Source organism: Nostoc sp. CALU 546 (assembly GCF_048836525.1).
Genome location: NZ_JAWJTF010000071.1, coordinates 26,886 through 51,752, shown reverse-complemented (window position 1 = coordinate 51,752; position 24,867 = coordinate 26,886). Strand labels below are relative to the sequence as shown.

Here is a 24,867-nt window from a genome sequence, read left to right as displayed (position 1 = left end):
ACTTAACGCAAAAACTATGTCGCGCAAGGAACTTCAGTTCCAAGAATCATAGCGAAAGTCATCTGAAGATGACTAGATATCCCCAAAAATATTCAGTCTACTTCAGTAGACTTTAGCTATGAGCCAGAGAATTCATTCTCTGGCGGGTTATGAACCCCGCAGCAAAGCTATTTCTAGCTTAAGTTGACACCAATGGGCTGTGTACCCCTAATTTGTATTGAATACGACGCGTAGCAATTTGCCGTATACAAAGCAATACAGTCCAAATAAGACCAAAACACTTGTAGAGACGGCGATTTATCGCGTCTCGAAAACCCAAAATTTTTGCCAGCCGCCCTTAACCCAAGCGTATTGGTATAAAAAGATTAAATTTTTTTGTAACCCCTCAGCATAGAATCAAAGCGTCAGTGATTGCCGCAACTCCTCATCATACCTTTACATAATTTTAGTCATATCAATATAAACCCTGAAACACTTACCAAAAAAAGGATAGAACACTTACGTAACAATACGAAGCCTAAAAATGTCCATTTTTAACAAAATGCTCACAGCAAGGGTTATATATTTTTATCTGCCAAAAGGAATTAAGAAAAGATTACGCCTTTACTTTTACTAGTTGAGGTTGAATCTGCATTCCCAAGCAAAATCTGGGAACGAGCCTAAGGCGAAAAGCATAGGGAGTAAATAAAATCATGAATAATTTATCTAACAAATTATCTATCATTCTCCGAGGGAGTATCTGCTTATTAGGTTTAGTGAGTGCAGGAAGTTTTTTAGCCGCACCAGCAAATGCACAACAAGCCACTGCTCGTGCTGCTGTTAGTTTGATTAGACCTTCTGGTACTTTTCTTGGTGTCAGTGGCGAGTTAATTTTACCTTCCGGCTCATCCCTTGATAATGGTATAACAATTACACCTACCTATGGAGGGACAGCAGGTGGAAATAATGAAACTATCACTAGTCTGACAATAACCCCAGGGTTAGTTCAAACTAATACACCCTCTAGCCCAAACTCATTGATTGATCCAATAACAAGTTCGCTAAATAATAGTGTTTCAATTGAAGATATAACAACTATAATTCGAGCCGGCACTGGTGTTAATAGCTCAGGTGCTTTAGATTAGCCTGATTTGTATAGTGAGCACTGCTTACTGATGCCGAAAAAATTCTATTTTAAAGCTTGTAGCAGTGCTTGCCCTACAGTTATTACATAAATTAATATTATCAAAATCGATAACCACCTTGAATTTGTAAATCAAATCCATTTTCACCCGTACCAATTTTAGATTCTAAAAAAACATTATTATCGGTAAAGTTATATTTAAAAATAGCTCCATAGTTTAAGCCAGATAATCGGCTATTTAAACCCAAATTCCTTGTAGTATAATTTTTAATATAAGCACCAACAGATAAATTGGTACTGACTTTTTGTAAACCCTGTAACTCATAGAAAAGACTTTTCCCTAACTCTAGACTTGTGTTAATATTCAAACCAGTTCTAGTACTAAGGTCACCACTAAACAGTCCTAGCAACTCACCATTACTATTTTCTTCAACAAAAGCTATAGCAGGTGCTAAAGAAAAGCTTAGATTTCTTTCTTGATGATTAAAGTAATAGCTTAAGACAGTAGAGAAAGGATTATTGCTATTCGATGCACTATTCCAGTCAATTTTTAATGATGGTACATGAGTATTGATAGCTACAGGTTTTTTATCTGAGTTTAACTGGACATGAGTCTTAATATAGTTAACTAGAACGTTAGCATATATGCCAACAGATGGTTCTGCTAAACCTAAATTATTATTAGAAACTCCAGGCGCAGAGTTGGCATTGATATTAAACCAAGTTCCCAAGCTAGCACTATAATTTAAATTACCAGTAGAGCCTGCTGCTAATAATTCGACTGAAGGTAAAGATAGATAACCATTAAAACTGTTAAAATTTACCCCTATAAGATCAACTCTGGTGAGTTCAAAATAATCGAATGCTAAATCAAATGTCCTGACTGGAATTGGTACTATAGTGTTATCTTCAGAACTAAACTTTTGTACAAATTGTCTCCCTTCGGAGTTAGTTAAAATAACTTCAGCAGCAGTAGATTCGTTAATAGGATTAATATCAGTATTAGTCAGAGGAATTTGATTTCCTATAAAAGTTAGAGGGCCAAATCTTTCATTAGAAAGTCTGAGGGTTGAAAAGAATGTATCACCGGGATCTAAAAGTTCAATATCTCTTTGTAAAAATTGGACTGCTCGCTTGTGATTTCCTGTTCTTATTTGCAAGATACTAGAGTCATTGGGAGTAATTTTACTCTGAAGTGTCAAATTTCCAGATACCTGTTCTAGACTAGTCGCTCCATTAGAATAGGCTAAAGTCCGATTAATTCTGTTGTTAATTTGTCTTCTTTGATCTGGTGTAGACTTTGTATTTAAGGGAACAAAACCTTCACCATTTTTAAAGCTTTGTCGCGCTTCTGCTAAACTTTCGTTAATATTATCTATTTTAATGAATTCAAAGATTCCACCCAATGCCAATCCTAAAGTAGAATTAGCTGTTTGTATCCCATCAATACTGAATTCGCTGAAATTAGCTGTAATAGATATTCCTGGGCTAGAAAAGATATTAGAATAAGTAGCACTAATTTTTTCTGGATCATATTGAATAATACTGCGGTTATGAGGGTAGCTAACATATAGTCTGTGCCAATTAGAAGTTTTTTGTGTCTCAGATAACACTTCAAATATGGGATCTCTTTTGCCGAAAGATACCCAAGATAAAGAATTTAAATAAGACAAATCTCTCTCAAGTGGTGTCAAGAAAGGATTAACTGCTATATTCAATAAATCAAAATTATCAAATTTGTCTCTTTGGGTAATCTTAATACCTGGTAATGAAGAGACGGGAGCAGTAAAGCCAAAACCCTCGCCGGTCAAAATATTACCCCATAAAATACCAGTTGCTTCTAGAACAGAATCAGGAATAATTTCGCCTAGTTGGAGTTTAACATTCCCCCCATCTAGTAAAGGCTTTAAATTCGTAGTGGGAAAAGCTTGGATAATTCGAGGTGTATTACTAGCATCTAATAAGTCAAATAAAGCTCCGCCACCGTCATTACTCAAGGTAGAACCACTACCAATAATTGGTGTAATATTTTCTAGAACTGTGACATTAGGATCTTCAGGATTGATTCCACTATTAATGATCACTCTCCCAGCAGGTATTCCTTCAGGATTAACTAGTTCTCCTGCTATAGAAACTATAGAAAAATCATTAATTTCAGCTTCACCGATTAATTCATCAAAATTAACAGGTAGACTAGCAAGATATTGTAATCCCCAAAATCCTTGAGTTGACGTCATATTTTGGGTACTGTAAGTTTCAGTAGCTCTACCTTGTGCAAGAATACCTACTTGTGTACCTTTAGTCTCAATGACTAATCTATTGTTATCGAGAACCCAGTAAAACTGGTCTTCTTTGGGAAATTTAGCATAGGTAAATTTATCAATAAACTGATTGTCTCCAGAAAATCTAATATTTAAATCTGTATCTATATAATTTTCGTCTTCATTTGGTTTAAATAACTGAGGTTTAATAGTAAGGTTATCTGTAGGGTTAATAATCCACGGATACCTATTAGCGCTAATTGTTAGAGCATCAATAATTATTTTTTTCTGATTTGCTTGTTGTTGCTTTTTAGCTTGACGTAGTTTTTCTATTAGTATTTGTTGTGTTGTTGTATAGGGTTTTTTTTCATTTGAAGTTGACGGTTTAATTGTATCCGGCTGAGTTTCTTCTTCTTGCTCAGGTGGCTTGGGAGGCTCTATTTTATATTCTTCAATTGGGATAACGTCAGCTATGGTAAAGCTGCGTAACTTTTTGGCTTTTTGTAATCGAGAGTTAGCATCTTTTAAAGTTTTTTTTAACAGCGTTTGGCTTAGTAAATTATCTGTTGTATTCGAGTCCGATAAACTTTTATCAATAACATTTGCATTATTTTCTACTTTCAAAGCAACACTATTCTGCTCGTTATATTCTAAGGCAAACGCAGAAAATTGAACCAGGATTACTTTGAACAAAATTGTTGAAGACAAAAAGCACGTTACAATTACTTTTAGATTTTTTTTAAATCTCATGAGTGAGATTCTTAGAATTCTTCGAGTTGAAATTTTACAGGTTTCCACAATAGGATATGCTCTTTGGTAGATTCAAAAATCAAATTTAATTCAAATGATAAAAGTTGGCTAATAGTTGTTTCAGTTATCAAAATAAATTACTCAAGATAAAATTAAGTCATGACTTAATTTTCCAAGCTTGGATGTTTTTGTTGTTTTGGTGGAATGTATTCAACAATCGTTTCATTTACTTCGATATAGATAACCAAAGAAGAACGATTTTTTATCCTGGATGTAAAGAATAAAATAGGATTAAGCAGATTTACTGCAACAAGAGTGTAATTCTTGAGCAAAAATTAAACCTCAGCAAAATCACCACAGCTAAAAAAGTGAGCTAATTTTTAACCGTATAAACACGTAATGTGAAGATATTCAGTCAAAAAAGTGGATGAAAAATATGTTTCAGGCTACTCGCCGCCGTCTTGCAATTTGGTACACTGCTGTTACTGCTGTATTACTACTACTGTTTGCCAGTGGCGTTTATTTATACGTCCGCAGTACGCTGATTGAGCGGATTGATGACACCCTTAACCATGTAGTGGAAATAGTGGAGCGTTGTATCACAACTAGCCGTTGTGCGTCTACGCTCATATTTGAGCCAATTAATACTGATGCAGAGAAAGTTCGCATTAATGTAGAAGCTAGTTTTCGTGACAATACCGACGCTGTAGAAGATGACCACATCGACCTAGAATGGTTTAGTCCGACTGGTGAATTACTTTGGTCAACGCTATCCGAACCCCTAGATATTCCCATTCATGCCAACCGGACTGGTGAAACTGTGCGCGTAGTCAAGGGAGAGAAAGAAAAAGGTGAAGATAATAAACTCCCTACTCTTAACTCCCTACTCTCCACTCCCAACTCCCCATTGTTATTGCGGCAAATCACCCAACGGGTAGAAGTGGGACGGCAAGTATTAGGATATCTGCGTGTTAGTCATCCCTGGTTTGAAGTCACTAAACCCAGTCGCCAGTTAATTTTTGATTTGGCGCTAGGTATTGGGTTAATGGTGGTTTCCGTAGGTGCAAGTGGCTGGTTTCTTTCGGGTAAAGCGATGGAACCTGTAGGTGAATCTTACCAACGCCTCAAACAATTTACTGCTGATGCTTCACATGAACTTAGAAGTCCCATTACTTTGATTCAAACTAATGTGCAAGTTGCCCTTGCTGACTTAGATTTAGCAGAGGTAGAAGGGACAACTTCTTTGCAGTATCGGCAACAGTTAAAGGTTGTGGAACGGTTAACGCAGCGTTTGGGTAAGTTAGTCAATGACTTACTCTTCTTAGCACGTCAAGATAGTGGTATTAGCAAAGATACTTTTTCACCTTGTCCGCTGGACGCTTTGCTGATGGAGGTTGTTGAAGAACAACAATTGTTAGTCCCTGAAAAAGAAATTGACCTTTCTCTAGAATTAGTTGATCCTCCCGCCTCGGAAATTAGCCCGGAATTACTGGAAAATTGGTTTACCCTTGTGGGCAATTGGGATCAACTGGTGCGGCTGTTCACAAATTTAATTGCTAATGCCTTGCATTACACTCCAGCTGGTGGACAGGTAAAAGTGGAATTGGCGCGGATGGAGGGAATAAATCGCGTTTCTGGATTACGTTATACTACTGCTCAGTTGCAAGTTAAAGTCAAGGATACCGGAGTTGGAATTCCAGCAGAAGCACTACCACGTTTGTTTGACCGCTTTTATCGGGTAGATCCGGCACGGACTCATAGGACTGGGAATACAGCTACAGCCAGCGCTACTGGTTCAGGATTGGGATTAGCGATCGCTCAAGCTATTGTCGAACATCATCAGGGTCATATTCAAGTTGAAAGTACCCAAGGCATTGGCACTACGTTTACTATCACTTTACCAATAACTCTTGAGTCTTAATTTGATCAGAAATTTCTGTTTCCTGTGATAGATGTAGAAAAGTAAATAAATTTATTACTGTACATAACAACAGTTGCAATATTTAGCCATTTATTTAATTGCTACAGTTTGATATTTCTACTCCTCATTCTCTGCTGGGGTAGTTATACATACTGCTACTTTATTTTGGCAAATATGCATCTATGAATAATATTTTGGGGGTTTAAATGGCAACTTCTTCCAGCGATATAAAAGAAAAAGATATACCATTTTTGGAAAAAGTCAAAGCTCAAAGTGGTTTGCCAGACATTTACGATGCTAGGGACATCACCGAAGTAGTGTTTCGGGTGATGCGCGACCTGATGACTACAGAAGCAGCTGATCGAGTTGAAGGTGAACTGCAAAAACCGGCCGAAATAACCGATGACAAATCTCTGCAAATGGATATTGCAGACCTATGGCACGATACAAATCCAATTGTCGGATTTTTAAGTCGGGTGCGTCCACCTTGGCAAGGCCCCGGTATCTTTAAAATTAATAGCGATCGCTTCTTATTCCGGGTAGCAAATGAAGGTGGAATGCCACCAAATGTAGAACGCGAACAGGTAGTTAAAGCTGTGTTTTCTGCTACTAAAGACGAATTATCACCAGAACGAATTCAGGAAATCGCTAGCTGGCTACCTGATAAAGTCCGTCAGCTTTGGGAAGAAGCTTAAATCTATTAAACTATTCTACCTAAGATTCTTGGGTCATGAGTTATGAATTATTATAAATTTATAACTCATCTTTTTTTTGTTATAGCGGTTATCGTTAGTATGTAATACATTTTGACCTCTCTCCAAACCTCTCTCCTTTTAGAAGAGAGGCTTTGAATATTACTCCAATGCTAGAAGGGAAGTGGCTGGGGTTTAGGTCTGTATTCCATACAATTGAGAGCCGCTATATTTTTGAGATTTCTCACTAATGATTTAGCTTTTCAAGCCTTGGGAATGAAATAGTTATGTCTAATTTTAGATTATTTTCTAGTCTCTGGTTAGATACAAAAAAGAAAGTTAATTGGTAGTATTGTGTGCGTACATCGAAAGTTTAAACCATATTGAATGTACTGTTTTAAATTTTTAAATAAAGAAAATCTAACTTTTTCTAGGAGTCAATAATGAATATGCAATTTCAAAAGTTTCGCAAGTCGGCTGAGTTATTTGGCGCTATTTGTGGAGGATTACTGATTAGTCTGCCAGCAATTCCTCAAGCAATAGCACAAGAATCTACTCCCAAAGTTAACCCTTGTCCTAGAATTTTCTACGAAGAACCACACAACACTCGCGTTGTCGTGCCACAAGGTTGTCCTCCCAACGCTCTAACACAAAGACTTGCTGCTCAAGGGCTTCTTCCCGTCCCTGCTACCCCATCACAAGATCAAACAAGATTGGGTGTCGGTGGTGAAACTCCAGAATCAGGTGTTATGTTACCAGGTCAAGCCCCCGGAGTTCAAACTCAACAACCCTCAACAGGCGCGGTTCCAAATGATCAACCAGCAGCACAACAACCACGGCAAGCCCCTAGCGCGACGATCGCACTAGCAAATGGTACAGTTAATATCAGGTTGGTAAATGATACTGCGGCTAATGTAACTTTCCAAGTGATTGGCGATACAGCACCGCGATCGCTACAAGGGAAGTCAGATGTAATATTGCAAGGTTTAAGCGCACCAGTAACAGTGACATTTGAACGGGAAGATGGGGGACAGTTGATAGTTACTCCCCAAGCTTCCTCAGAGCCAGGAAGCCTAGAAGTGACATTTAACGAAGCGACAAATGCAGCACAGGGAAGAAGTGCTATGAGAATTGAAGCCAACGGTTCAGTGTACTTGAATTAATCAAGGAGTGAGGAGTTAGAAGTTACTAACTCCTACTTGCGTTGAAGCATTTTAGTTAGCTGATCTAGCAATTGCACTTCTTGTTTGCTATCTTCCAATGTCCGCGCCAGTATAATCGCCCTTTCGTAAAAATTGCGGGCAGTTACGAAATTACCTTGTTGCTTGTATAACTGAGCGTAAGATTCAAAAGATTTTAATTCTTCTCGCAAATTTCGCAATTCTTTAGCGAGTGCTAAACGTTGCTCTAGTAAGTCAAAGGCGCGTTCATAGCGTCCGACAGCAGTGTGAGCCGTAACTAAACCATCAATTGCTCGTAATTCATTGGTGCGATCGCGGTTAGTTTTAGCTATCCGCATTGCTGCCCCATAAGTGGCAATGGTATCCTGATAATTTCCAGATGCTAGGTAAGCATCTCCTAAATTATTCAAGGTATTTGCTTCACCGATCGCATCGCCAGTCTGACGGCGGAAAATTAAAGCATTTTCGTACAGTTTAATCGCTTTGTTGTAATCTCCCAACCTAGCAGTTACCAAACCCAAATTGCTCAAAGATAGTCCTTCACCTTCAATATTTTTGACATTGTGAGCAATTGCGAGTGCGTCTTCCACAGTTTTACCAGCAGCAGCAAATTCTCCTTGTTGCAGCAGAAATGTGCTGATATTATTTAGCACAAAAATTTGACTTTGAAAGTCTTTAGTATCACGAGCGATCGCTAATCCTCGTCTTAAAGCATCTTCTGCTTCTTTTAAACTACCTAGCTGGACATAAGCCTTAGCAAGCAAATTGTAAGTCAGACCTTGTGCTTTCAGATCGCCAATTGAATGATATAGTTCTAGTGCCCGCAAGGAAGACGCAATTGTTTTATCCGCATATCCCGAAGCATATTGTTGCTCACCGATACGCAGCAAACTATCTGCTTCATCTCTTGATTGTCGTCCAACGGAACTATTTAAAGGGCGGTGGAGTTGTTGCGTAATATCAACCGCACCCGCCGCCATCGGACTCAATAAAAAAGTAAACAGTAAAAAGCTGTGTAAAAGTACCTGGGGACGAGAAATCGCACCTACACAAATTAAGCCTACCTTTTGCCTCGGAAATACAAGCCGTTGTTTCATAAAAATTACCCGTAAAGTTGCGGGTTTAAGTAGAAGGTCTAAGAAGAAGTTTTAAGTTTTAAATTGAAGACAAACAATATACGTATTTACACTTGAGTTATGATTCGTCTAAATCTTCCCCAAAGTATATGGCGCGGATATCTGCGGGTAATTTGTCCTCTAGCATACGATAGCCTTCCTGGAGAAAATTGGCTACTTCATTAGGAGCGATCGCTTCTCCTTCTGCTTGTAAATAAGCAGCAATTCTAGTTTCGCTCCAGTGGAAAGTTTGAGACATTAACACAATTAATCGCAAAACTGGTGGTAGTTGGTCTAACGCCTGTTGTACATAGCACCATAGTGGTGGCGAAGTCGCTTGGAGAGAATAATGAATTGCTTCTGTAGGTGGGAGTTTAATCTCGTTAATACAGAAAGCTGTCATATTAATTAACCAATTTTGCATAGTTAAAGCTTCCCCGCCCGATTCAGAGTCGCTTAAATTTAGTCCACCGAGTTCATAGTAGATATGCCGCCAGGTGAGGGCAAACAAATAATCTGCCTGCACAGGCGATCGCGCCGAATGCCGAATTAAGGTATAAACTATAGGGCTATAGCGGCAAAAAATCACCGTAAAATACTTTCCGGCATCTGGATAGCGCTGAAACAGAGTCAGTAATTCATGGTCACTGTGATGGAACAGCGATTTCACCAGTGGGTGATTAGCTTCCGTAAAATGAGGAATTTGCATAAGCCTTGCGATTGATAGTTGTTAAAATAGTTTTGGGAATTGCACTCCCCTGGTTAATCGCATAATATCTTGGTGTTGCTCAGTTTGTAGATGAGACTCAGACTACTTGAGTATTGATAAACTAGAAACAAGGACTTAATTTTAGTCTTAATCGATAATCATAAAATCAACTCCCTTATAGAATCCTTATTTGTTCATGGTTATAGCAGTTAGTGTGGTATCGTTCCTAGTCAGTCCCCTTACATTAGGCTCCTTTCTGCCTTCCCTGCCTTTAGATAGCCTATTCTCCACCCAAGGCATTATGGTGATGCTGCTAGCAGCTTACGCTGGTGCCATGTGGATGTTTCTCACCAGTGCCCCAAAAGTACACACTGTAATGGTGTCAGATTTGGAGATTGCTCGACAATTGTATGAAGGGCTGCTAGATTTGCCAGCAGCAGAAGTGCCATTGCACTACTACTACAACTACGAACAAACTATCGGTGCAACTGGCATTGATCCACTATATATGTCTACTGGGCCGAGCTTGTCTAGCAAAATGATGAATAACGCCAATGATGGGCTGTGGTATCAATTGAAGAAAAACACCCAGTTACACGTCATTACTGGCGCAAGTTTAGGTAGCAAAAATCAGCAACGCCACGTTTGTTTTGACCATGACTGCCTAGAAATGATTTTAATGCGAGTTGAAATGCGCGGTTTGAAATTGAAGATTCGCAACCATAAGCCCCTGAATTTTTTGGTCAAAGACTATGAAGGGCGAGTGATTGAGGTGGCTGAAGTAGCAAATTAGTTCTGAGGTTTTAGATTATTTGAGGTTGGGTTTGGCGTAGCTTACCGCCGTAGGTATCGCTAAACCCAATATTTATTTTTAGATTTAGGATTTCAGATTTATGGCTTTGGCGTTCTTGGTCAATTTGCGGTTGCAGTTCTTCATACTGCTGCAATAATTCTTGGACTTTTGGGGGGATTTCTTCGCCTTGAGAGAGGTTGTAGCTTGCCATTAAGTCTACAAGAAGTTTAGAACGCGATTCGGAGTATTCAAAGGCTTTTTCTGTCAAAGTTTTTGATAGCCAAGACCGAGATTATATTTAGTACTTGCCCAATCTGGGGGAAAGGCTTTGCGGGTACATACTTCCAAAGAAGCTTTCAAGGATTGAATCTGTTTGTCATGAAGCCCTAATTTGCCGTAAAGAAGTCCAAGGTTATTTTGCAGAGTAGCCCAGTTTTGAGGAAAATCTCTTTTCGTGTAGATTTTGAAAGCGGCTGTGAAATGATGAAGTGCTGCTTCTAAATTATTTTGGCGATTTCCTTTGATGCGATCGCTGTAAATGGCAGCCAAGTTTATTTGAACCATAGTCCACTCTTGAGACATAGTAAGACGTGTAGCAATTTGCAGCGCTTTTTGCAATCAATTGCTAACTCCAAATTTTGTGCTTTGTCACCTTTTTGGCGTTGCCAATATACTCCCACACAATGGGGACATACACTATTAGATAAATTCCGCTATCTTCAATCTTGTATGTGTCAGAAAATCAGTTATGTTCATTGGTTTGAGGAGATGATGTTATGTTGACTAATTTAGGCTTTTTAGAGTTAGTGTAACTATCTATGTAAAGTTTTGTATTAGCATTCAACATTTCTGATTTTTATCATCTTGTCTTTTGCGATCGCTCCAATGATTTACAACCAATCAGAGTTTAATTTACGCTGTGAGTTAGGGCTACAAGATTAATTAAAATAATTCATAATTAGTAATTAAAAATTATTAAAACAGTAAATTTAGACCCCGACTAAAAAAACGCCAGGTATAGACGTACCCCCTTTGAAGAAGCAAGCTACACGTAGCGTCTTGTAGAGAAGAAAAAGTAAACTCAAAAATCACGAATTACGAATTAGTTAAATGTCGCACTGATTTGTTTGGCAATACTTGGCATTATCTATAAACTCTTGCAACTTATTCAAGGAAATTATCTGCAATGCAGACCCACCTTGTACCTCAGCAGCAATGTAAGCAAATTTTTGTCCGCGATAATACTGGTCACGCCCAACTTTGCTGACATACCGAGACTTCTGGAAGTCATTGGCAATATTAGAATTATAAATATTCTGTAACAGTTTCACCGCATTAGCATTTTTTGTGGTGAATTTGAGGCGTTTATCACCACTAACAGTTATGCCTTCTTTAGTTACTGTTCCATTTTGAGAAGTTACATCAGCATAAAAATATAAATTTCCCTTTGTACCATCGTAGCCGTGGGCTTCGCTGTTATATCTCAAAGTTGGTAGTTGAGGTCTGGTTTTTGCCCACTTAACAACGGTGCTGATATTTTGCCCTGGAAGCGCATTTGCCGGAGTGACAGCTAAAATAATTGCGATCGCAGTTAAGGTAACATGGAATAAATAGTTAAATTTAGAACTTTTATGCATAGTATTATCCCTGTAGTTCAAGACTGAGTATTTGCAGATGTAACCGCCATAAATTAAGAATTACTTCCAGTGTGGTGTCAGTTGTAAATATGAGTTTCCCAGTAGCAAAAACAACCTAACATCGAATAATAACTACTGTCCAGTAACTAAGTACAATATTTCATTAATTTGTAGCGTTCCTACCCTGCCGGAACGCGTTCGCGTAGCGTCTCGTAGAGAAGCGCATCTGCGTTTAAATAAAAAAGAAATCGGTCAACAGTTCCCAGCCTACTACTTAGTTACAAAACTTAGACTTGATCTCAGGCAAATTGGGGTATGCACTTTTAAGACTAGAGGCATTTAAGATACAGGTTCTACACACTTCTTAATAAACCCGCCTTGAGAACGCAAAACGTTCTAATCTAAAAGCTAATTGGGTTAATTTACTGGCAGTTTTGTAGGCAACACTCTCAGCTCATAAAGCATAGACACACCGATGTGTCAAGCCTCAAAACAATCCAGACGTAACACATAAACGCTTATGATGGGAGTTTTACAAATCCGATGAGTGTTAAGGCGAGTGGTGGAAGCTCAGTTGCGCGTCCGCAACTATATCAAACCCTAGCAGTAGCTACAATTACCCAAGCGGAGCAGCAAGACCGTTTCTTGGGAAATGGTGAATTGAATGAACTAGCAAGCTATTTTGCATCTGGTGCAAAGCGTCTAGAAATTTCCCAGACGTTGACGGAAAATGCTGAGATTATCGTATCTCGCGCTGCCAACCGAATTTTTGTCGGTGGTTCGCCAATGGCTTTTTTAGAAAAGCCCAGAGAAGCAGAATTAGTAACTGCTGGTGGTGGTGCTAATGTTCAACAAGGGATGCAACTGGGAACTGTAACCTACGTTGAAAGTCGTGGTGGGTTCCTAGAAAATTTACGCTCAATTTTTAACTCATCCCCTAGCGGCCCAACACCCGCAGGTTTCAGACCAATTAATATTGCTCGTTATGGGCCAAGCAACATGGCCAAGAGCTTGCGGGATTTATCCTGGTTCTTGCGCTACGCTACTTATGCGATCGTTGCTGGCGACCCCAACATCATAGCGGTGAATACACGGGGTTTACGGGAAATAATTGAAAATGCCTGCTCTGGTGAAGCAACGCTAGTAGCTTTGCAGGAAATCAAAGCCGGATCACTTTCGTTTTTCCGCAACGATGCTGAGGCTACAGCAATTGTGTCTCAGTACATGGATGTTTTGTTAACAGAATTCAAAGCAGCCACACCTTCAAATAAACTTCGCCAACGCCCCTCTAGCGACCAACAGGGGTTGCAACTGCCGCAAATTTACTTTAATGCAGCAGAACGGCGTCCCAAGTTTGTAATGAAAACTGGGTTATCAAGTAGCGAAAAAAATGAGGTAATCAAGGCCGCATATCGGCAAATCTTTGAGCGCGACATTACCCGTGCTTATAGCTTGTCCATATCTGACCTAGAATCCAAGGTGAAAAATGGCGACATCTCCGTGAAAGAGTTTGTCCGTCGTTTAGCTAAATCTCCCCTTTACCAAAAACAGTTTTACCAGCCTTTTATTAACAGCCGAGTCATCGAACTAGCTTTCCGTCACATTCTAGGACGGGGGCCAAGTAGCCGTGAAGAAGTACAAAAATACTTCTCGATTATTTCTAACGGTGGTCTGGCAGCCATAGTAGATGCCTTAGTAGATTCCGCTGAATACAGCGACTATTTTGGGGAAGAAACAGTACCCTACCTCCGGGGTCTGGGTCAAGAAGCACAAGAATGTCGCAACTGGGGGCCGCAGCAAGACCTGTTTAACTACAGTGCGCCTTTCCGCAAGATACCTCAGTTCATCACCACATTTGCAGCTTACGAGCAACCGCTACCAGATCAACATCCCTACGGTTCTGGTAACGACCCCTTGGAAATTCAGTTTGGGGCGATTTTCCCCAAAGAAACTCGCAACCCCAGTACCAGTCCGGCTCCTTTTAGCAAGGATACCAAACGCATCCTGATTCACCAAGGGGCAGGGATTAATAACCAAAATAGTAATCCCAGAGCGCGGGGTGAAGCTCCTGGTACTCTTGGTCCCAAGGTGTTCAAGTTAGACCAACTACCTGGTACTAGAGGTAAAAAGGCTGCCAAAAATTCTAGCGTCAGATTCTCCGAAAGCTCCACGCAAGCAGTGATTAAAGCTGCTTACCTGCAAGTTTTCGGTCGTGATCTCTACGAAGGTCAGCGCCCGAAGGTATTGGAAATCAAGCTGGAAAACGGCGACATCTCTGTGCGGGAGTTTATCCGTGGTTTGGCTAAGTCGGATGTATTCCGCAATCTGTACTGGTCATCGCTCTATGTTTGTAAAGCGATCGAGTATATTCACCGCCGCTTGTTGGGTCGTCCGACCTACGGTCGTCAAGAAATCAACAAGTACTTTGACATCGCTGCTAAACAGGGCTTTTACGCGGTGGTTGACGCCATCATTAACAGCGTAGAATACAGCGAAGCATTTGGTGAAGATACAATTCCTTACGAACGGTATCTGACTCCTGGTGGTGTATCAGGGCGACAATTACGCGTTGGTAGCATTCGTGAGGATATTGCCGCCAAAGTCCAGAAAGAAGTAACACCAAGCTTTGTGACATTAGGTACAGTCACAGAACAACGGTCAGAACCAGATATTCAGTTCCGCATTAACCAAGGTGTCAGCAAGCAACGGGAACAGACCAAAATCTTCAAGCTGGTGGCCAATACCAGTGACAAAGTTGCAGTCAAAACTTTGATTAGTGCTGCCTATCGTCAGATTTTTGAGCGGGATATTGCACCCTACATCGCCAAAAACGAATTTACCAAATGGGAAAGCAAGCTGGGGAATGGCGAAATCAGCGTGAAGGAATTTATTGAAGGTTTGGGTTACTCTAACCTCTACCTGAAAGAGTTCTACACACCCTACCCCAACACCAAAGTGATTGAGTTGGGAACCAAACACTTCTTGGGACGTGCGCCACTAGACCAAGCAGAAATCCGCAAGTATAACCAGATTTTGGCTACTCAAGGTATTCGTGCCTTTATTGGTGCTTTGGTAGATAGTGTGGAATATAACCAGGTATTTGGTGAAGATACGGTGCCTTACCGTCGCTTCCCGACCCTCCCGGCGGCAAACTTCCCGAATACGGAGAAGCTTTACAACCAACTTACCAAGCAAAACGATGACGTGGTTGTACCTAGCTTTAAGCCAGTGCAAGCCCGCGTCGGAGTTAGTAACGATACACCGCTATTGACACAGGCGATCGCAGAGATAGCAGCCAAAACAAATGGTAAGCCATCATTTGCTGAATTAGGTCGTTCTTACAATGATGGTAGTGGGCAATCCGTGGAACAGGGAGTGCGTAAACATGCACGCATTTACCGTCTAACGGAAAGCACTAACCAAGTTGAAAAACAACAGGCAATCAACGCCATTTACTGTCAGGTGTTGGATGTATTTAGCGGTGAAGTGCCTGATAATTTCCGCCGTACTGACCTAGATAGCAAACTCCAGAATGGGGAAATTTCCGTCCGCGAGTTTGTACGTGAACTAGCCAGTTCCCAAATCTATCGCCAGCGCTTCTTATCGCCTTACCCTAATGCCAAGGTGATTGAGTTCCTCTTCCGTCATCTGTTGGGGCGTACACCCGCAACTCAGGAAGAAATTAGCCAGTACAACAACCTGCTAGCCGATAGCGGTTTGTCATCTGTTGTAGAAGCAATAGTCGAAAGTCCAGAATATAGCCGCTACTTCGGTGAAGATGTTGTGCCTTACAACCGCTTCCCAATAGGGAATAGGGAATAGGGAATAGGGAATAGGGAATAGGGAATGGGGAATGGGGAATAGGGAATGGGGTACAGATTATTTCCTGTCCCCTGTAACCTGTCCCCTGTAACCTTCGTAACCTGTCCCCTGTAACCTTCGTAACCTTCCGTAATAATGCTCTCAGATTGCGCCTAAAACAGTAAATTCTGAAAAGCAATATTACAAAGTATTAAGAGCAGTCATAAATGCTCAACAGAATGCCGGAAAATGTTTTGCGGAAGGTAACTGAGTTTAAAAGCTTGTGTACTTATGTTGACCCAAGCAAACTCGTGATTTATTAGCGGTAGCAGTTGTAAAACTGTTGTGTCTAAAAGAACGAGAAATAAACTCAGTAAACCAACTCAAAGTCGCACCAGTTTAATCAAATCCTGGTTTCATTCGTATTGGAGGAATCCATTAATGAGTATCGTCACGAAAGCTATCGTGAATGCTGATGCAGAAGCCCGCTACCTCAGCCCTGGTGAGTTAGATCGGATCAAGTCATTTGTTGCAAGTGGTGAGCGCCGCGTGCGGATTGCTCAAGTTTTGACAGAAAATCGCGAACGTCTTGTTAAGCAAGCTGGCGATCAACTGTTCCAAAAGCGTCCTGATGTTGTGTCTCCTGGTGGTAACGCTTACGGTCAAGAATTGACTGCGACTTGTCTGCGTGACCTAGATTATTACCTCCGCCTCATTACCTACGGTATTGTTGCTGGTGATGTCACCCCCATCGAAGAAATTGGTGTTATCGGTGCTCGTGAACTATACAAGTCCTTGGGAACTCCTATCGATGGTGTTGCTGAAGGTATCCGTGGGCTGAAGAATGGAGCTTCGACATTGCTCTCTGGTGATGACGCTAGTGAAGCTAGTGGCTACTTCGACTACCTAGTTGGCGCCCTTCTAGGATAGGGTAAAGCTGTTTACCTACTTAAACAGAAGTATTGCAATACGGTTGGAAATAAGGAATTAACAACATGGCTCAAGACGCAATTACCGCTGTCATTAACTCCGCAGACGTTCAAGGTAAATATCTAGACTCTTCTGCTTTAGAGAAGCTAAAAGGCTACTTCGCCACTGGCGAACTGCGGGTACGTGCTGCTAGCACCATCAGCGCTAACGCTGCTGCGATCGTCAAAGAAGCTGTAGCAAAATCTTTGCTATACTCTGACATCACCCGTCCCGGCGGCAATATGTACACCACCCGCCGCTATGCTGCTTGCATCCGTGATTTGGACTATTACCTCCGCTATGCTACCTACGCTATGTTGGCTGGAGATCCTTCCATCCTAGATGAGCGTGTGCTCAATGGCTTGAAGGAAACCTACAACTCTTTAGGAGTTCCCGTCGGTGCTACTGTACAAGCTATCCAAGCAATCAAGGAAGTAACCGCTAGCTTGGTTGGTTCTGATGCTGGTAAGGAAATGGGCGTTTACTTAGACTATATCTCCTCTGGCTTAAGCTAAGAACTAGTTTGCGCTTAAGAATTTAGGTGCGGCTTTATTAAGGTCTGGAAATCAGCCGTGAGTGCTAGAACGTTATATTGCTTATCTTGGTAAATTATCAGTGATGAGTGTTGGTGGTCTAGTATTGATGTTTGATTTCCAGCCTTTGAATGATTAAAAGATTTGCACTCAAGATTTTGAGATAAAAAAGTTTTCACAAGGTATACAGGAGATTTTCAAAATATGTCCCGTTTGTTTAAAATTACTGCTCTAGTTCCCAGCCAAACCCGAATTCGTACCCAACGCGAACTGCAAAATACATACTTCACTAAGCTAGTTCCTTATGAGAACTGGTTCCGTGAACAACAACGTATTCAAAAAGCAGGTGGCAAAATCATCAAGGTGGAATTGGCAACTGGTAAGCAAGGTGCTAATACTGGCTTGTCATAATTACTGTAGATAAAAAATTATTTTAGGGAATTGGTAAGAGGTCGATAAAGACCTCTTTTTTATAGCTCGGATTTTTGCAAATCAAAAGTCAAACATATTTAAAAGGCGATACCCACGAGTGTAAAGTGGAACTGGAGCGTCAGGATTTTGTCTATTATTAGCTTGTTCAACAGTTTCATCAAACACAATTAGCGTTTCTTTCCCAACTTTCAGCCAGTCTTCATAAGGTACACTCATATCTTCTTCAATCCCACCAATACTAGGTGTTACCATTGCCCGGTAAGCTTCATTGAATTTCCTGCGGAATCGGAAATCTACTGAAATTCTCAGACCTTCAGTTTTCCTTCTTACTGTTTGGTGCAATCCACGGGCATCATTAAAGTACATTGTGCCGTGTTTTAGTTGTGCTTCTGTGTAGGAGACAACCATCGGAATATCCCGACCTTCATCGAAGTCTGACATAACCTGCATAGACGGTAGTTCCATTTCGCGGGGCATTTCACCTGCTTCGATGGTGATATTATCGATGTCGCCAAATAGTGGGAGAACCACTACAGTTGCATCAGCTGCAACACCTGCCCAGACATCGCTATGGCACTTCGAGCTAGCGAAGGGCAAACCCAACTTCTTGGCGTCAGTCTTGCCGTAGACCATGCGGAGATTGACTGGTAAATCTACTGCATCAATCAGGTCATTCGCTCCTAGTTGGTAGAAAGCGTCTGCGACGCTTTTTTGAAAGAGGTTAAATGCCAGAGTATGTTCTCGCTTGGGCATCAAAAGACCAGTGCCGGTGTAGTTCGGCAAAGTACTTCTTGCTTCTAATAGTCGTTCAAGCATTTCAGCTTCCGAAAGAATGATGGGACTATTCAGACACGCTGAAATATAACCAGCAGCAGCAATTCGGATTTGTTGGAATAACTCAGGCTTTAATGTGTGTTCAAACAGTAGTCGGTACTGTCGTCTTGTAGCAATTTTATCAGCAAGCTCATCAAAGAGGCGATCGCCAAGCTCAGAAAATGCGATCGCACGCTCATATTGTAAGCGATCGCGCACTGGTAATTCTGCTAACAGTTCTTCTAACATCATTTTTTCCAAGGTTATTCTAAATTGATTAAATAACTCATGTATCCAAAGGCATTTCGTTTTGAAAACGAATCTGACTATTACAAATTAACAATCTTCTTCTCTTTATACTTCGTAAAATATACTGTTTTATTTTTATTAATTATCTAAATTAAAATCATTAATTTTAAATTTATTAGTAAAGCCAAGATGAAGTTAGAGCTTCAAAAAACAAGTTTTTATATATGAAGCTGCTATTAGCTAAGTAATAATTCAAGTTCATGAAGTTAAATCTAAGTTAACTGCTTATATTTAAAGAAAATAATAAGTTAATAATCTTCAGGATGATTTTTCCTTGAAAAACAATAGGTTTTAAACAAAAAGATCATAAAAAACTAAAAGCAGTAAAATCAACATTCTCAGAAAAACATATTATTTGTTAAAACATATACATCAATTATTTCAGTTGTGCCAAACTAAATTGAACAAGACAAGTCTAACTTGAGTATAAATAAATAATTAAAAATGTCAAATCTGAATCACAAAAGCTCAACTAAAAACTTATATAATCGCACAGCATCAGAGTGGATTAGAGGAGAACCTACTTCTTTATCAGACTTTACAGCCCGCCCTTTTGTACTAGAGCTTTGTGACCCTGTTGTTGGGTTACGAGTACTTGATATAGGTTGTGGAGAAGGTTATTGCAGTCGAGAACTACGCCGACGCAATGCTGCACAGGTGCATGGAATAGACCTTTCCCAAGGCATGATTGCAGCAGCAAACTTGCAAGAAGTAGAAGATACATTGGGTATTAGCTATGAAGTAGGATGTGCTACTAATCTCAAGCAGTTTGATGATGGCGAAATTGACTTAGTTGTTGCAGTCTTTCTATTTAACTATTTGACAATTGCTCAGACCCAAGAATGCATGACAGAAGTTGCACGCGTTCTTCGTCCGGGTGGTCGATTTGTATTCAGCGTGCCTCATCCATCTTTTCCATATATGCGGGAGGCAGCATATCCATTTTATTTTCAAGTTGAGGGTGCAGGCTACTTTAGCAAGCGAGATCAGCAGTTTCCTGGTCGTATTTGGAAACGAGATGGTTCTTGGCTAAATGTGCAATTGATTCACAAAACTCTTGAGGATTACTTTAATGCTCTTAAAATTGCTGGCTTCAAGACGATGCCAATTTTACAAGAATTGCGTGTGACTCCAGAACATATCGCAATAGATGAATCATTTTTTAGCCCCTTACTTGATCAACCCCTTCATCTAGCCTTACAAATATCACGATGACACAGACATCTTCTTTAGTGAGAAATTCCTTCCGTGAAATAGCGGCTAATCATCCTCTATGGAATCATGAGTTCTTAACTCGCTGTCGGACTGGAAATTTATTTTTACCAGACATACAGGTACTAGCGGTTCAGATGTACAAATTTTCCAAAGAATTTAATCGTATCTTGGCTAGCATTTTGTCTTGCTGCGAAGATGAAAGTAGTCAGTTAGTCATTTTGGAAAACCTATTTGACGAAATGGGACAGGGAGATATAACTCAGTCCCACCCAGAATTATTTCGTCAATTTACCCGCGCCCTTGGTATCCACGATGAAAGTCTGACAGCACTACCCACTGCACCTGAAACCCGCGCCCTTATTGAAACCTACTTGCAGATGCCACATAAGTACGGCTATTTAGCTGCATTGGGTGCTGTCTGTTATGCTTCCGAAGGAATTGTTAGCTCACTGTACACGCAACTATACAAAGGAATAGTTGGCGCTGCTCCTTTACCCAAAGAATCCTTGATCTTTTTTGAAGTCCATATTGATGTAGATGATAGTCATGCAGCAAAGCTAGCAGCAGTGATTGAACCTCGAATCACCATGAATGAAGAGGATATCAAGGTAAAGCTGGCTATTGCCGAAGCGATGGATGCCCGTGTCCAATTTTTTAACGGAATTCAGCGTCAAATCTCTAAATATAGCTTGTATCCTGATTCATGGTTGCCTTTGGACGAATCGCTGTAATTAGTCTGTCAACCTTAAATTGATGGATGACCAAGTTTGTAGTGAGGACTTTAGTTATTATTTTTTAAGCACTAAAGTGCTTACTACAAATCCTCAAAACTCACTGGAAAAGGGAATAAGTGAAAATACGGTTGTAATCATGAGTATTTGTAGTATTAAAATGCAAACAGTTTTCCCTATTTTTTCGGTTTTAAAGCTCTCATAAAAATATTTCAAGTTTTGACTACAGAAAGTTTTGTCATTTAAATAACCCTTTTAAGAAATTAGTTGTCAAGTCTTGGGCAAATTCACAAAACAAAATTAGGTGCAGCAAGAGGAGGCTTCCATGTACGGATTAGTGAACAAGGCGATTCAAGACATGGTGTGCAGTCGCTTTGGCGAAGAGACTTGGAAAGAAATTAAGCACAAAGCAGAAGTGGATGTAGATGTTTTCCTCAGTATGGAAGGCTATCCCGATGACATGACCCACAAACTGGTAAAAGCTGCTAGTGTCGTTCTGAGTTTATCTCCCAAACAAATTATGCAAGCTTTTGGAGAGTTCTGGGTTCAGTACACAGCCCAAGAAGGCTATGGCGAAATGATGGATATGAGTGGAGATACACTACCTGAGTTTTTAGAAAACCTTGACAATCTTCATGCTCGTGTAGGAGTTAGTTTTCCCCAACTCCAGCCCCCATCATTTGAATGTACTGATATGGAAGAAAATTCTCTAAGCTTACATTATCGCTCTGATAGAGAAGGGCTAACGCCAATGATTATTGGACTAGTCAAGGGATTAGGAAGTAGGTTTGATACAGAAGTTCATATTACCCAAACCCAGAGTCGGGATGAAGGTGCTGAACATGATGAATTTTTAGTGATTTATAAACCAAATTGAGTGCAGTAGCATGGCTCCTCCTCACCTTACGCTTTCACCAGAGTTACTGGCGAAAGCTTTTCCTTTCCATTTTGCCTTTAGCCGCAATCGGGAAATTGTACAGGCTGGTGATGTCTTCGGGCGCATTTGTCCGGAACCATTGGTTGGTAAATTGATTGAGCAGCATTTCCAGATTAATCGTCCAAAAATTTTGGTTGATTTTGATGCTATTAGTAAGCAGTCTCGTGCCCTGTTCATATTAGAGTTTCTCCATAATGGAATGCAGCTCAAGGGTCAGATGATGTATCAACCAGAGGAGGAGGTGATATTTTTTTTAGGTTCTCCTTGGATTACAGATACAACTAGCCTGGCCCCTCTGGGTATCAAACTCAAAGACTTTGCGATTCACGACCCAATAGTTGATTTCCTGTTTCTACTGCAAGCTCAGAATACTGCTTTGGTTGATGCCAAAAAGTTAACGGTTGAACTGAAACAGCAAAGAGCACAACTACGAAGTGCGCTACAAATCAAGGAGAATTTAGCAGAAATTGCTGAGGCTCAGTCTAAAAAATTGGAAAAATCTCTTCGGGAGCTACAGCAAACTCAAGCCCAATTAGTCCAAGCTGAGAAAATGTCCAGTCTGGGACAGTTAGTTGCAGGAGTCGCTCACGAAATTAACAACCCCGTTAACTTTATTTACGGAAATTTAAAGTATGCAAAAGATTATACACAGTGTTTGCTGAAGCTTGTAAATCTTTACCAGCAATTTTGTGCTAATCCTGCATCAGAAATTCAAGAATACATTAAGGAAATTGAGTTAGATTTTTTACTAGATGATTTGCCCAAAATCCTAAATTCTATGGAAGTAGGAGCCGAACGGATCTCTGAAATCGTTTTGTCCCTGCGGAATTTCTCTCGCCTTGATGAAGCAGAGAAGAAAAGAGTTGATATTCACCAAGGACTGGATAGTACCTTGCTGATTTTACAGAGTCGCTTCAAGAATAGTGTTGATCATCCTGGGATTAAAGTAGTTAAAAATTATGGAAATTTGCCTTTAGTAGATTGTTACGCTGGGCAACTCAATCAAGTATTCATGAATATTATCAGTAACGCAATCGATGCGCTCGATAGCTATAACAGTAAACGTGCGATCGCAGAGATTCATGCTAATCCCAATACAATTACAATTACTACAGAAGTCATCGAAACGAACTGTGTGATCCGAATTGCTGATAATGGTTCAGGAATGACAGAAGCAGTCAAAGAACAACTGTTTAATCCCTTTTTCACAACTAAGCCTGTAGGTAAGGGTACAGGATTAGGTTTATCAATTAGCTATCAGATTGTAGTTGAAAAACATGGGGGAACATTAAGATGTTTATCAGAACCTGGACAAGGAACTGAGTTCTGTATTGAAATTCCCTTGTCTGTGGATAAACATGCAATTAATTGCATTAAATCGTTGAGCTTTATGAATTGTCAGAATTCAGAAATGCTTGCAGTGGGGGATTGGGACTCAACACTTTCTTATTCTGACTCTCCTAATTTCTGATTTCAGTAGGACTTAGATCAGATTTCTCTCTGAATTATTCTTCAACCTAATAATTTTGCGTATAAAAAACTACTACAAACATGTATTAATACTAGCCGTGGGCATAGCCAAGCCAGTTGTCAGAAATATCAACTAACGGTGTATTGAAGTTGACATCTCTAAGATTTATGGTTGTAAGGCCTACTTATGAGTTATAAGTTATGATTTATGAGTTTTATTTCTAACTCCTAATTTCTAACTTTTTACCTGTACTGATCGTGAATCTACGCCGCCTGATTCCAATTTTTGATAGTTCAGTCTCCAACTGGGGATTAGAAGCGCGGTTGTTGCGCTGGTTAACGTTGGTTTGGCTGTTTGTTGGTTTGGTCATGCTATTTTCAGCATCCTATCCTGTTGCTGACGGTCGTCATGATGATGGGTTGTACTACTTTAAGCGTCAAGTGCTTTGGGTATTTGTTTCCTTAATTGGATTCAATATTATTGTAAATTTACCATTGCAGAAAATTTTGGGGCTAGCCCATTGGTTTTTGTTGTTGTTTTTAGCGTTAATTTTCGTCACACTGATCCCAGGATTGGGAAAAAAGGCTTTTGATGCAGCACGTTGGATTGCGATCGGGCCAATTCCGATTCAACCTTCAGAATTAATTAAACCCTTTTTGGTGCTGCAAAGTGCGCGGCTTTTTGGTCAGTGGGAACGAATCAGTTGGCGGGTTCGCTTGGCTTGGTTGGGTATTTTTGGTCTGGTACTTTTAGGAATTCTTGCCCAGCCTAACTTGAGTACAACAGCACTTTGCGGTATGACTATCTGGCTAATTGCTCTAGCGGCTGGTTTACCTTACAAGTATCTGGGAGGGACAGCAATTGGTGGAGTGATGTTGGCATTACTCAGTATTAGTATTAAAGAGTATCAGCGTAAGCGGGTAATGTCATTCCTTAATCCTTGGGCGGACGCTACAGGAGATGGCTACCAGTTGGTGCAAAGTTTACTAGCCGTGGGTTCTGGTAGAACTTGGGGTTCTGGATTTGGGCTTTCCCAACAAAAGCTGTTTTATTTACCAATTCAGGACACCGATTTTATTTTTGCGGTGTTCGCCGAAGAGTTTGGCTTTGTTGGCAGTATGGTGTTGTTGGCACTTTTAGCTACATTCGCCACTCTCGGATTAGTTGTAGCACTGAAGGCTAAAAATACAGTACATCGATTGGTAGCGATCGGTGTGACGGTTTTGATGGTGGGACAATCTTTGCTCCACATTGGTGTTGCGACAGGTTCTCTACCAACTACTGGCTTACCCTTACCCATGTTTAGTTATGGTGGAAATTCCATGATTGCTAGCTTAATAGCTGCTGGGTTGCTGATTCGGGTAGCACGTGAGAGTAGTGAAGCTGAGGTAGTACCGTTGCGAAAACCCCTGTTTGAAAATGGACGCAGACGCAGAGCTTTTCATAAAAATAGAAATTGAGCATCAAGAGGCAG

The 24,867-nt window shown here is 40.4% G+C and carries 20 protein-coding genes and 2 pseudogenes; 15 read left to right on the top strand and 7 right to left on the bottom strand.

The window, feature by feature from the left end:
- Window positions 1–692: 692 nt before the first annotated feature.
- A complete protein-coding gene (locus tag RRG12_RS28150) occupies window positions 693–1,124 on the top strand; it encodes a hypothetical protein (protein WP_420761446.1) in 432 nt (143 codons plus the stop codon).
- Between the two features lie 100 nt (window positions 1,125–1,224).
- Here RRG12_RS28150 and RRG12_RS28145 read toward each other — a convergent pair whose 3' ends face one another.
- On the bottom strand, window positions 1,225–4,134 hold the full coding sequence (locus RRG12_RS28145; RefSeq protein WP_420761445.1) for a hypothetical protein: 2,910 nt from the start codon (window positions 4,132–4,134) through the stop codon (window positions 1,225–1,227).
- A gap of 436 nt (window positions 4,135–4,570) precedes the next feature.
- On the opposite strand from RRG12_RS28145, the gene RRG12_RS28140 reads away from it, so the two are divergent.
- From RRG12_RS28140 to RRG12_RS28130, 3 genes are all read left to right on the top strand, one after another.
- On the top strand, window positions 4,571–6,055 hold the full coding sequence (locus tag RRG12_RS28140) for a sensor histidine kinase (RefSeq protein ID WP_420761444.1): 1,485 nt from the start codon (window positions 4,571–4,573) through the stop codon (window positions 6,053–6,055).
- Window positions 6,056–6,261: 206 nt separating this feature from the next.
- Entirely contained in the window at window positions 6,262–6,750 is a 489-nt protein-coding gene (locus RRG12_RS28135) for a DUF2267 domain-containing protein (protein WP_181932452.1), read from the top strand.
- A gap of 440 nt (window positions 6,751–7,190) precedes the next feature.
- On the top strand, window positions 7,191–7,910 hold the full coding sequence (locus tag RRG12_RS28130; protein ID WP_069068912.1) for a hypothetical protein: 720 nt from the start codon (window positions 7,191–7,193) through the stop codon (window positions 7,908–7,910).
- Between the two features lie 32 nt (window positions 7,911–7,942).
- Here RRG12_RS28130 and RRG12_RS28125 read toward each other — a convergent pair whose 3' ends face one another.
- Window positions 7,943–9,025, bottom strand: a complete 1,083-nt coding sequence (locus RRG12_RS28125; RefSeq protein ID WP_069068911.1) for a tetratricopeptide repeat protein — start codon at window positions 9,023–9,025, stop codon at window positions 7,943–7,945.
- A gap of 97 nt (window positions 9,026–9,122) precedes the next feature.
- A complete protein-coding gene (locus tag RRG12_RS28120; protein ID WP_176726926.1) occupies window positions 9,123–9,752 on the bottom strand; it encodes a sigma-70 family RNA polymerase sigma factor in 630 nt (209 codons plus the stop codon).
- 196 nt (window positions 9,753–9,948) lie between these two features.
- On the opposite strand from RRG12_RS28120, the gene RRG12_RS28115 reads away from it, so the two are divergent.
- Window positions 9,949–10,545, top strand: a complete 597-nt coding sequence (locus RRG12_RS28115) for a glyoxalase-like domain protein (protein WP_069068909.1) — start codon at window positions 9,949–9,951, stop codon at window positions 10,543–10,545.
- A 10-nt stretch (window positions 10,546–10,555) separates the two neighbouring features.
- Here the strand turns inward: RRG12_RS28115 and RRG12_RS28110 are convergent, their stop codons facing one another.
- Both RRG12_RS28110 and RRG12_RS28105 read right to left on the bottom strand, forming a co-directional pair.
- Window positions 10,556–10,813 (bottom strand): hypothetical protein, encoded by a 258-nt coding sequence (locus RRG12_RS28110; protein ID WP_420761443.1) that lies wholly within the window; start codon window positions 10,811–10,813, stop codon window positions 10,556–10,558.
- The gene (locus RRG12_RS28105) at window positions 10,810–11,109 is read right to left on the bottom strand and encodes a hypothetical protein (protein WP_420761442.1); all 300 of its coding nucleotides are present in this window, start codon (window positions 11,107–11,109) and stop codon (window positions 10,810–10,812) included. The genes RRG12_RS28110 and RRG12_RS28105 overlap by 4 nt, the downstream gene beginning before the upstream one ends.
- A 111-nt stretch (window positions 11,110–11,220) precedes the next feature.
- Here RRG12_RS28105 and RRG12_RS28100 point away from each other — a divergent pair.
- A pseudogene (locus RRG12_RS28100) lies at window positions 11,221–11,328 on the top strand (IS4 family transposase); the annotation flags it as partial.
- A 323-nt stretch (window positions 11,329–11,651) separates the two neighbouring features.
- Here RRG12_RS28100 and RRG12_RS28095 read toward each other — a convergent pair.
- The gene (locus tag RRG12_RS28095; RefSeq protein ID WP_420761441.1) at window positions 11,652–12,182 is read right to left on the bottom strand and encodes a hypothetical protein; all 531 of its coding nucleotides are present in this window, start codon (window positions 12,180–12,182) and stop codon (window positions 11,652–11,654) included.
- 543 nt (window positions 12,183–12,725) lie between these two features.
- On the opposite strand from RRG12_RS28095, the pseudogene RRG12_RS28090 reads away from it, so the two are divergent.
- The 4 genes and pseudogenes from RRG12_RS28090 to RRG12_RS28075 all read left to right on the top strand — a co-directional run.
- Window positions 12,726–15,986: pseudogene (locus RRG12_RS28090) on the top strand (phycobilisome rod-core linker polypeptide); the annotation flags it as partial.
- A 438-nt stretch (window positions 15,987–16,424) separates the two neighbouring features.
- Window positions 16,425–16,913, top strand: a complete 489-nt coding sequence (gene apcA, locus RRG12_RS28085) for an allophycocyanin subunit alpha (RefSeq protein WP_069068903.1) — start codon at window positions 16,425–16,427, stop codon at window positions 16,911–16,913.
- 65 nt (window positions 16,914–16,978) lie between these two features.
- Window positions 16,979–17,467, top strand: a complete 489-nt coding sequence (gene apcB / locus RRG12_RS28080; RefSeq protein WP_069068902.1) for an allophycocyanin subunit beta — start codon at window positions 16,979–16,981, stop codon at window positions 17,465–17,467.
- Between the two features lie 222 nt (window positions 17,468–17,689).
- Window positions 17,690–17,896 (top strand): phycobilisome linker polypeptide, encoded by a 207-nt coding sequence (locus RRG12_RS28075; protein ID WP_012411143.1) that lies wholly within the window; start codon window positions 17,690–17,692, stop codon window positions 17,894–17,896.
- An 81-nt stretch (window positions 17,897–17,977) separates the two neighbouring features.
- Here the strand turns inward: RRG12_RS28075 and RRG12_RS28070 are convergent, their stop codons facing one another.
- Window positions 17,978–18,982, bottom strand: a complete 1,005-nt coding sequence (locus tag RRG12_RS28070) for a hypothetical protein (protein WP_420761440.1) — start codon at window positions 18,980–18,982, stop codon at window positions 17,978–17,980.
- 501 nt (window positions 18,983–19,483) lie between these two features.
- Between RRG12_RS28070 and RRG12_RS28065 the strand changes: the two genes are divergently transcribed.
- The 5 genes from RRG12_RS28065 (at window position 19,484) to RRG12_RS28045 (ending at window position 24,853) form a co-directional block, all read left to right on the top strand.
- The gene (locus RRG12_RS28065) at window positions 19,484–20,254 is read left to right on the top strand and encodes a class I SAM-dependent methyltransferase (RefSeq protein WP_069068900.1); all 771 of its coding nucleotides are present in this window, start codon (window positions 19,484–19,486) and stop codon (window positions 20,252–20,254) included.
- A complete protein-coding gene (locus tag RRG12_RS28060) occupies window positions 20,251–20,985 on the top strand; it encodes a TenA family transcriptional regulator (protein ID WP_069068899.1) in 735 nt (244 codons plus the stop codon). Before RRG12_RS28065 ends, RRG12_RS28060 begins: the two co-directional genes overlap by 4 nt.
- A gap of 325 nt (window positions 20,986–21,310) precedes the next feature.
- Window positions 21,311–21,862: a heme NO-binding domain-containing protein gene (locus RRG12_RS28055; RefSeq protein WP_069068898.1), complete on the top strand. Its 552-nt coding sequence runs from the start codon at window positions 21,311–21,313 to the stop codon at window positions 21,860–21,862.
- A gap of 10 nt (window positions 21,863–21,872) precedes the next feature.
- Complete coding sequence (locus RRG12_RS28050; RefSeq protein WP_420761439.1) at window positions 21,873–23,393, top strand: sensor histidine kinase; 1,521 nt, start codon at window positions 21,873–21,875, stop codon at window positions 23,391–23,393.
- A 257-nt stretch (window positions 23,394–23,650) separates the two neighbouring features.
- Entirely contained in the window at window positions 23,651–24,853 is a 1,203-nt protein-coding gene (locus tag RRG12_RS28045) for an FtsW/RodA/SpoVE family cell cycle protein (protein ID WP_420761438.1), read from the top strand.
- Window positions 24,854–24,867 lie beyond the last annotated feature (14 nt).

Excerpts from the sequence above, each read along its gene's own strand:
- RRG12_RS28150 (WP_420761446.1), top strand. The coding sequence starts at position 693 with ATGAATAATTTATCTAACAAATTATCTATCATTCTCCGAGGGAGTATC.
- RRG12_RS28145 (WP_420761445.1), bottom strand. The coding sequence starts at position 4,134 with ATGAGATTTAAAAAAAATCTAAAAGTAATTGTAACGTGCTTTTTGTCT.
- RRG12_RS28140 (WP_420761444.1), top strand. The coding sequence starts at position 4,571 with ATGTTTCAGGCTACTCGCCGCCGTCTTGCAATTTGGTACACTGCTGTT.
- RRG12_RS28135 (WP_181932452.1), top strand. The coding sequence starts at position 6,262 with ATGGCAACTTCTTCCAGCGATATAAAAGAAAAAGATATACCATTTTTG.
- RRG12_RS28130 (WP_069068912.1), top strand. The coding sequence starts at position 7,191 with ATGAATATGCAATTTCAAAAGTTTCGCAAGTCGGCTGAGTTATTTGGC.
- RRG12_RS28125 (WP_069068911.1), bottom strand. The coding sequence starts at position 9,025 with ATGAAACAACGGCTTGTATTTCCGAGGCAAAAGGTAGGCTTAATTTGT.
- RRG12_RS28120 (WP_176726926.1), bottom strand. The coding sequence starts at position 9,752 with ATGCAAATTCCTCATTTTACGGAAGCTAATCACCCACTGGTGAAATCG.
- RRG12_RS28115 (WP_069068909.1), top strand. The coding sequence starts at position 9,949 with ATGGTTATAGCAGTTAGTGTGGTATCGTTCCTAGTCAGTCCCCTTACA.
- RRG12_RS28105 (WP_420761442.1), bottom strand. The coding sequence starts at position 11,109 with ATGGTTCAAATAAACTTGGCTGCCATTTACAGCGATCGCATCAAAGGA.
- RRG12_RS28095 (WP_420761441.1), bottom strand. The coding sequence starts at position 12,182 with ATGCATAAAAGTTCTAAATTTAACTATTTATTCCATGTTACCTTAACT.
- apcA (WP_069068903.1), top strand. The coding sequence starts at position 16,425 with ATGAGTATCGTCACGAAAGCTATCGTGAATGCTGATGCAGAAGCCCGC.
- apcB (WP_069068902.1), top strand. The coding sequence starts at position 16,979 with ATGGCTCAAGACGCAATTACCGCTGTCATTAACTCCGCAGACGTTCAA.
- RRG12_RS28075 (WP_012411143.1), top strand. The coding sequence starts at position 17,690 with ATGTCCCGTTTGTTTAAAATTACTGCTCTAGTTCCCAGCCAAACCCGA.
- RRG12_RS28070 (WP_420761440.1), bottom strand. The coding sequence starts at position 18,982 with ATGATGTTAGAAGAACTGTTAGCAGAATTACCAGTGCGCGATCGCTTA.
- RRG12_RS28065 (WP_069068900.1), top strand. The coding sequence starts at position 19,484 with ATGTCAAATCTGAATCACAAAAGCTCAACTAAAAACTTATATAATCGC.
- RRG12_RS28060 (WP_069068899.1), top strand. The coding sequence starts at position 20,251 with ATGACACAGACATCTTCTTTAGTGAGAAATTCCTTCCGTGAAATAGCG.
- RRG12_RS28055 (WP_069068898.1), top strand. The coding sequence starts at position 21,311 with ATGTACGGATTAGTGAACAAGGCGATTCAAGACATGGTGTGCAGTCGC.
- RRG12_RS28050 (WP_420761439.1), top strand. The coding sequence starts at position 21,873 with ATGGCTCCTCCTCACCTTACGCTTTCACCAGAGTTACTGGCGAAAGCT.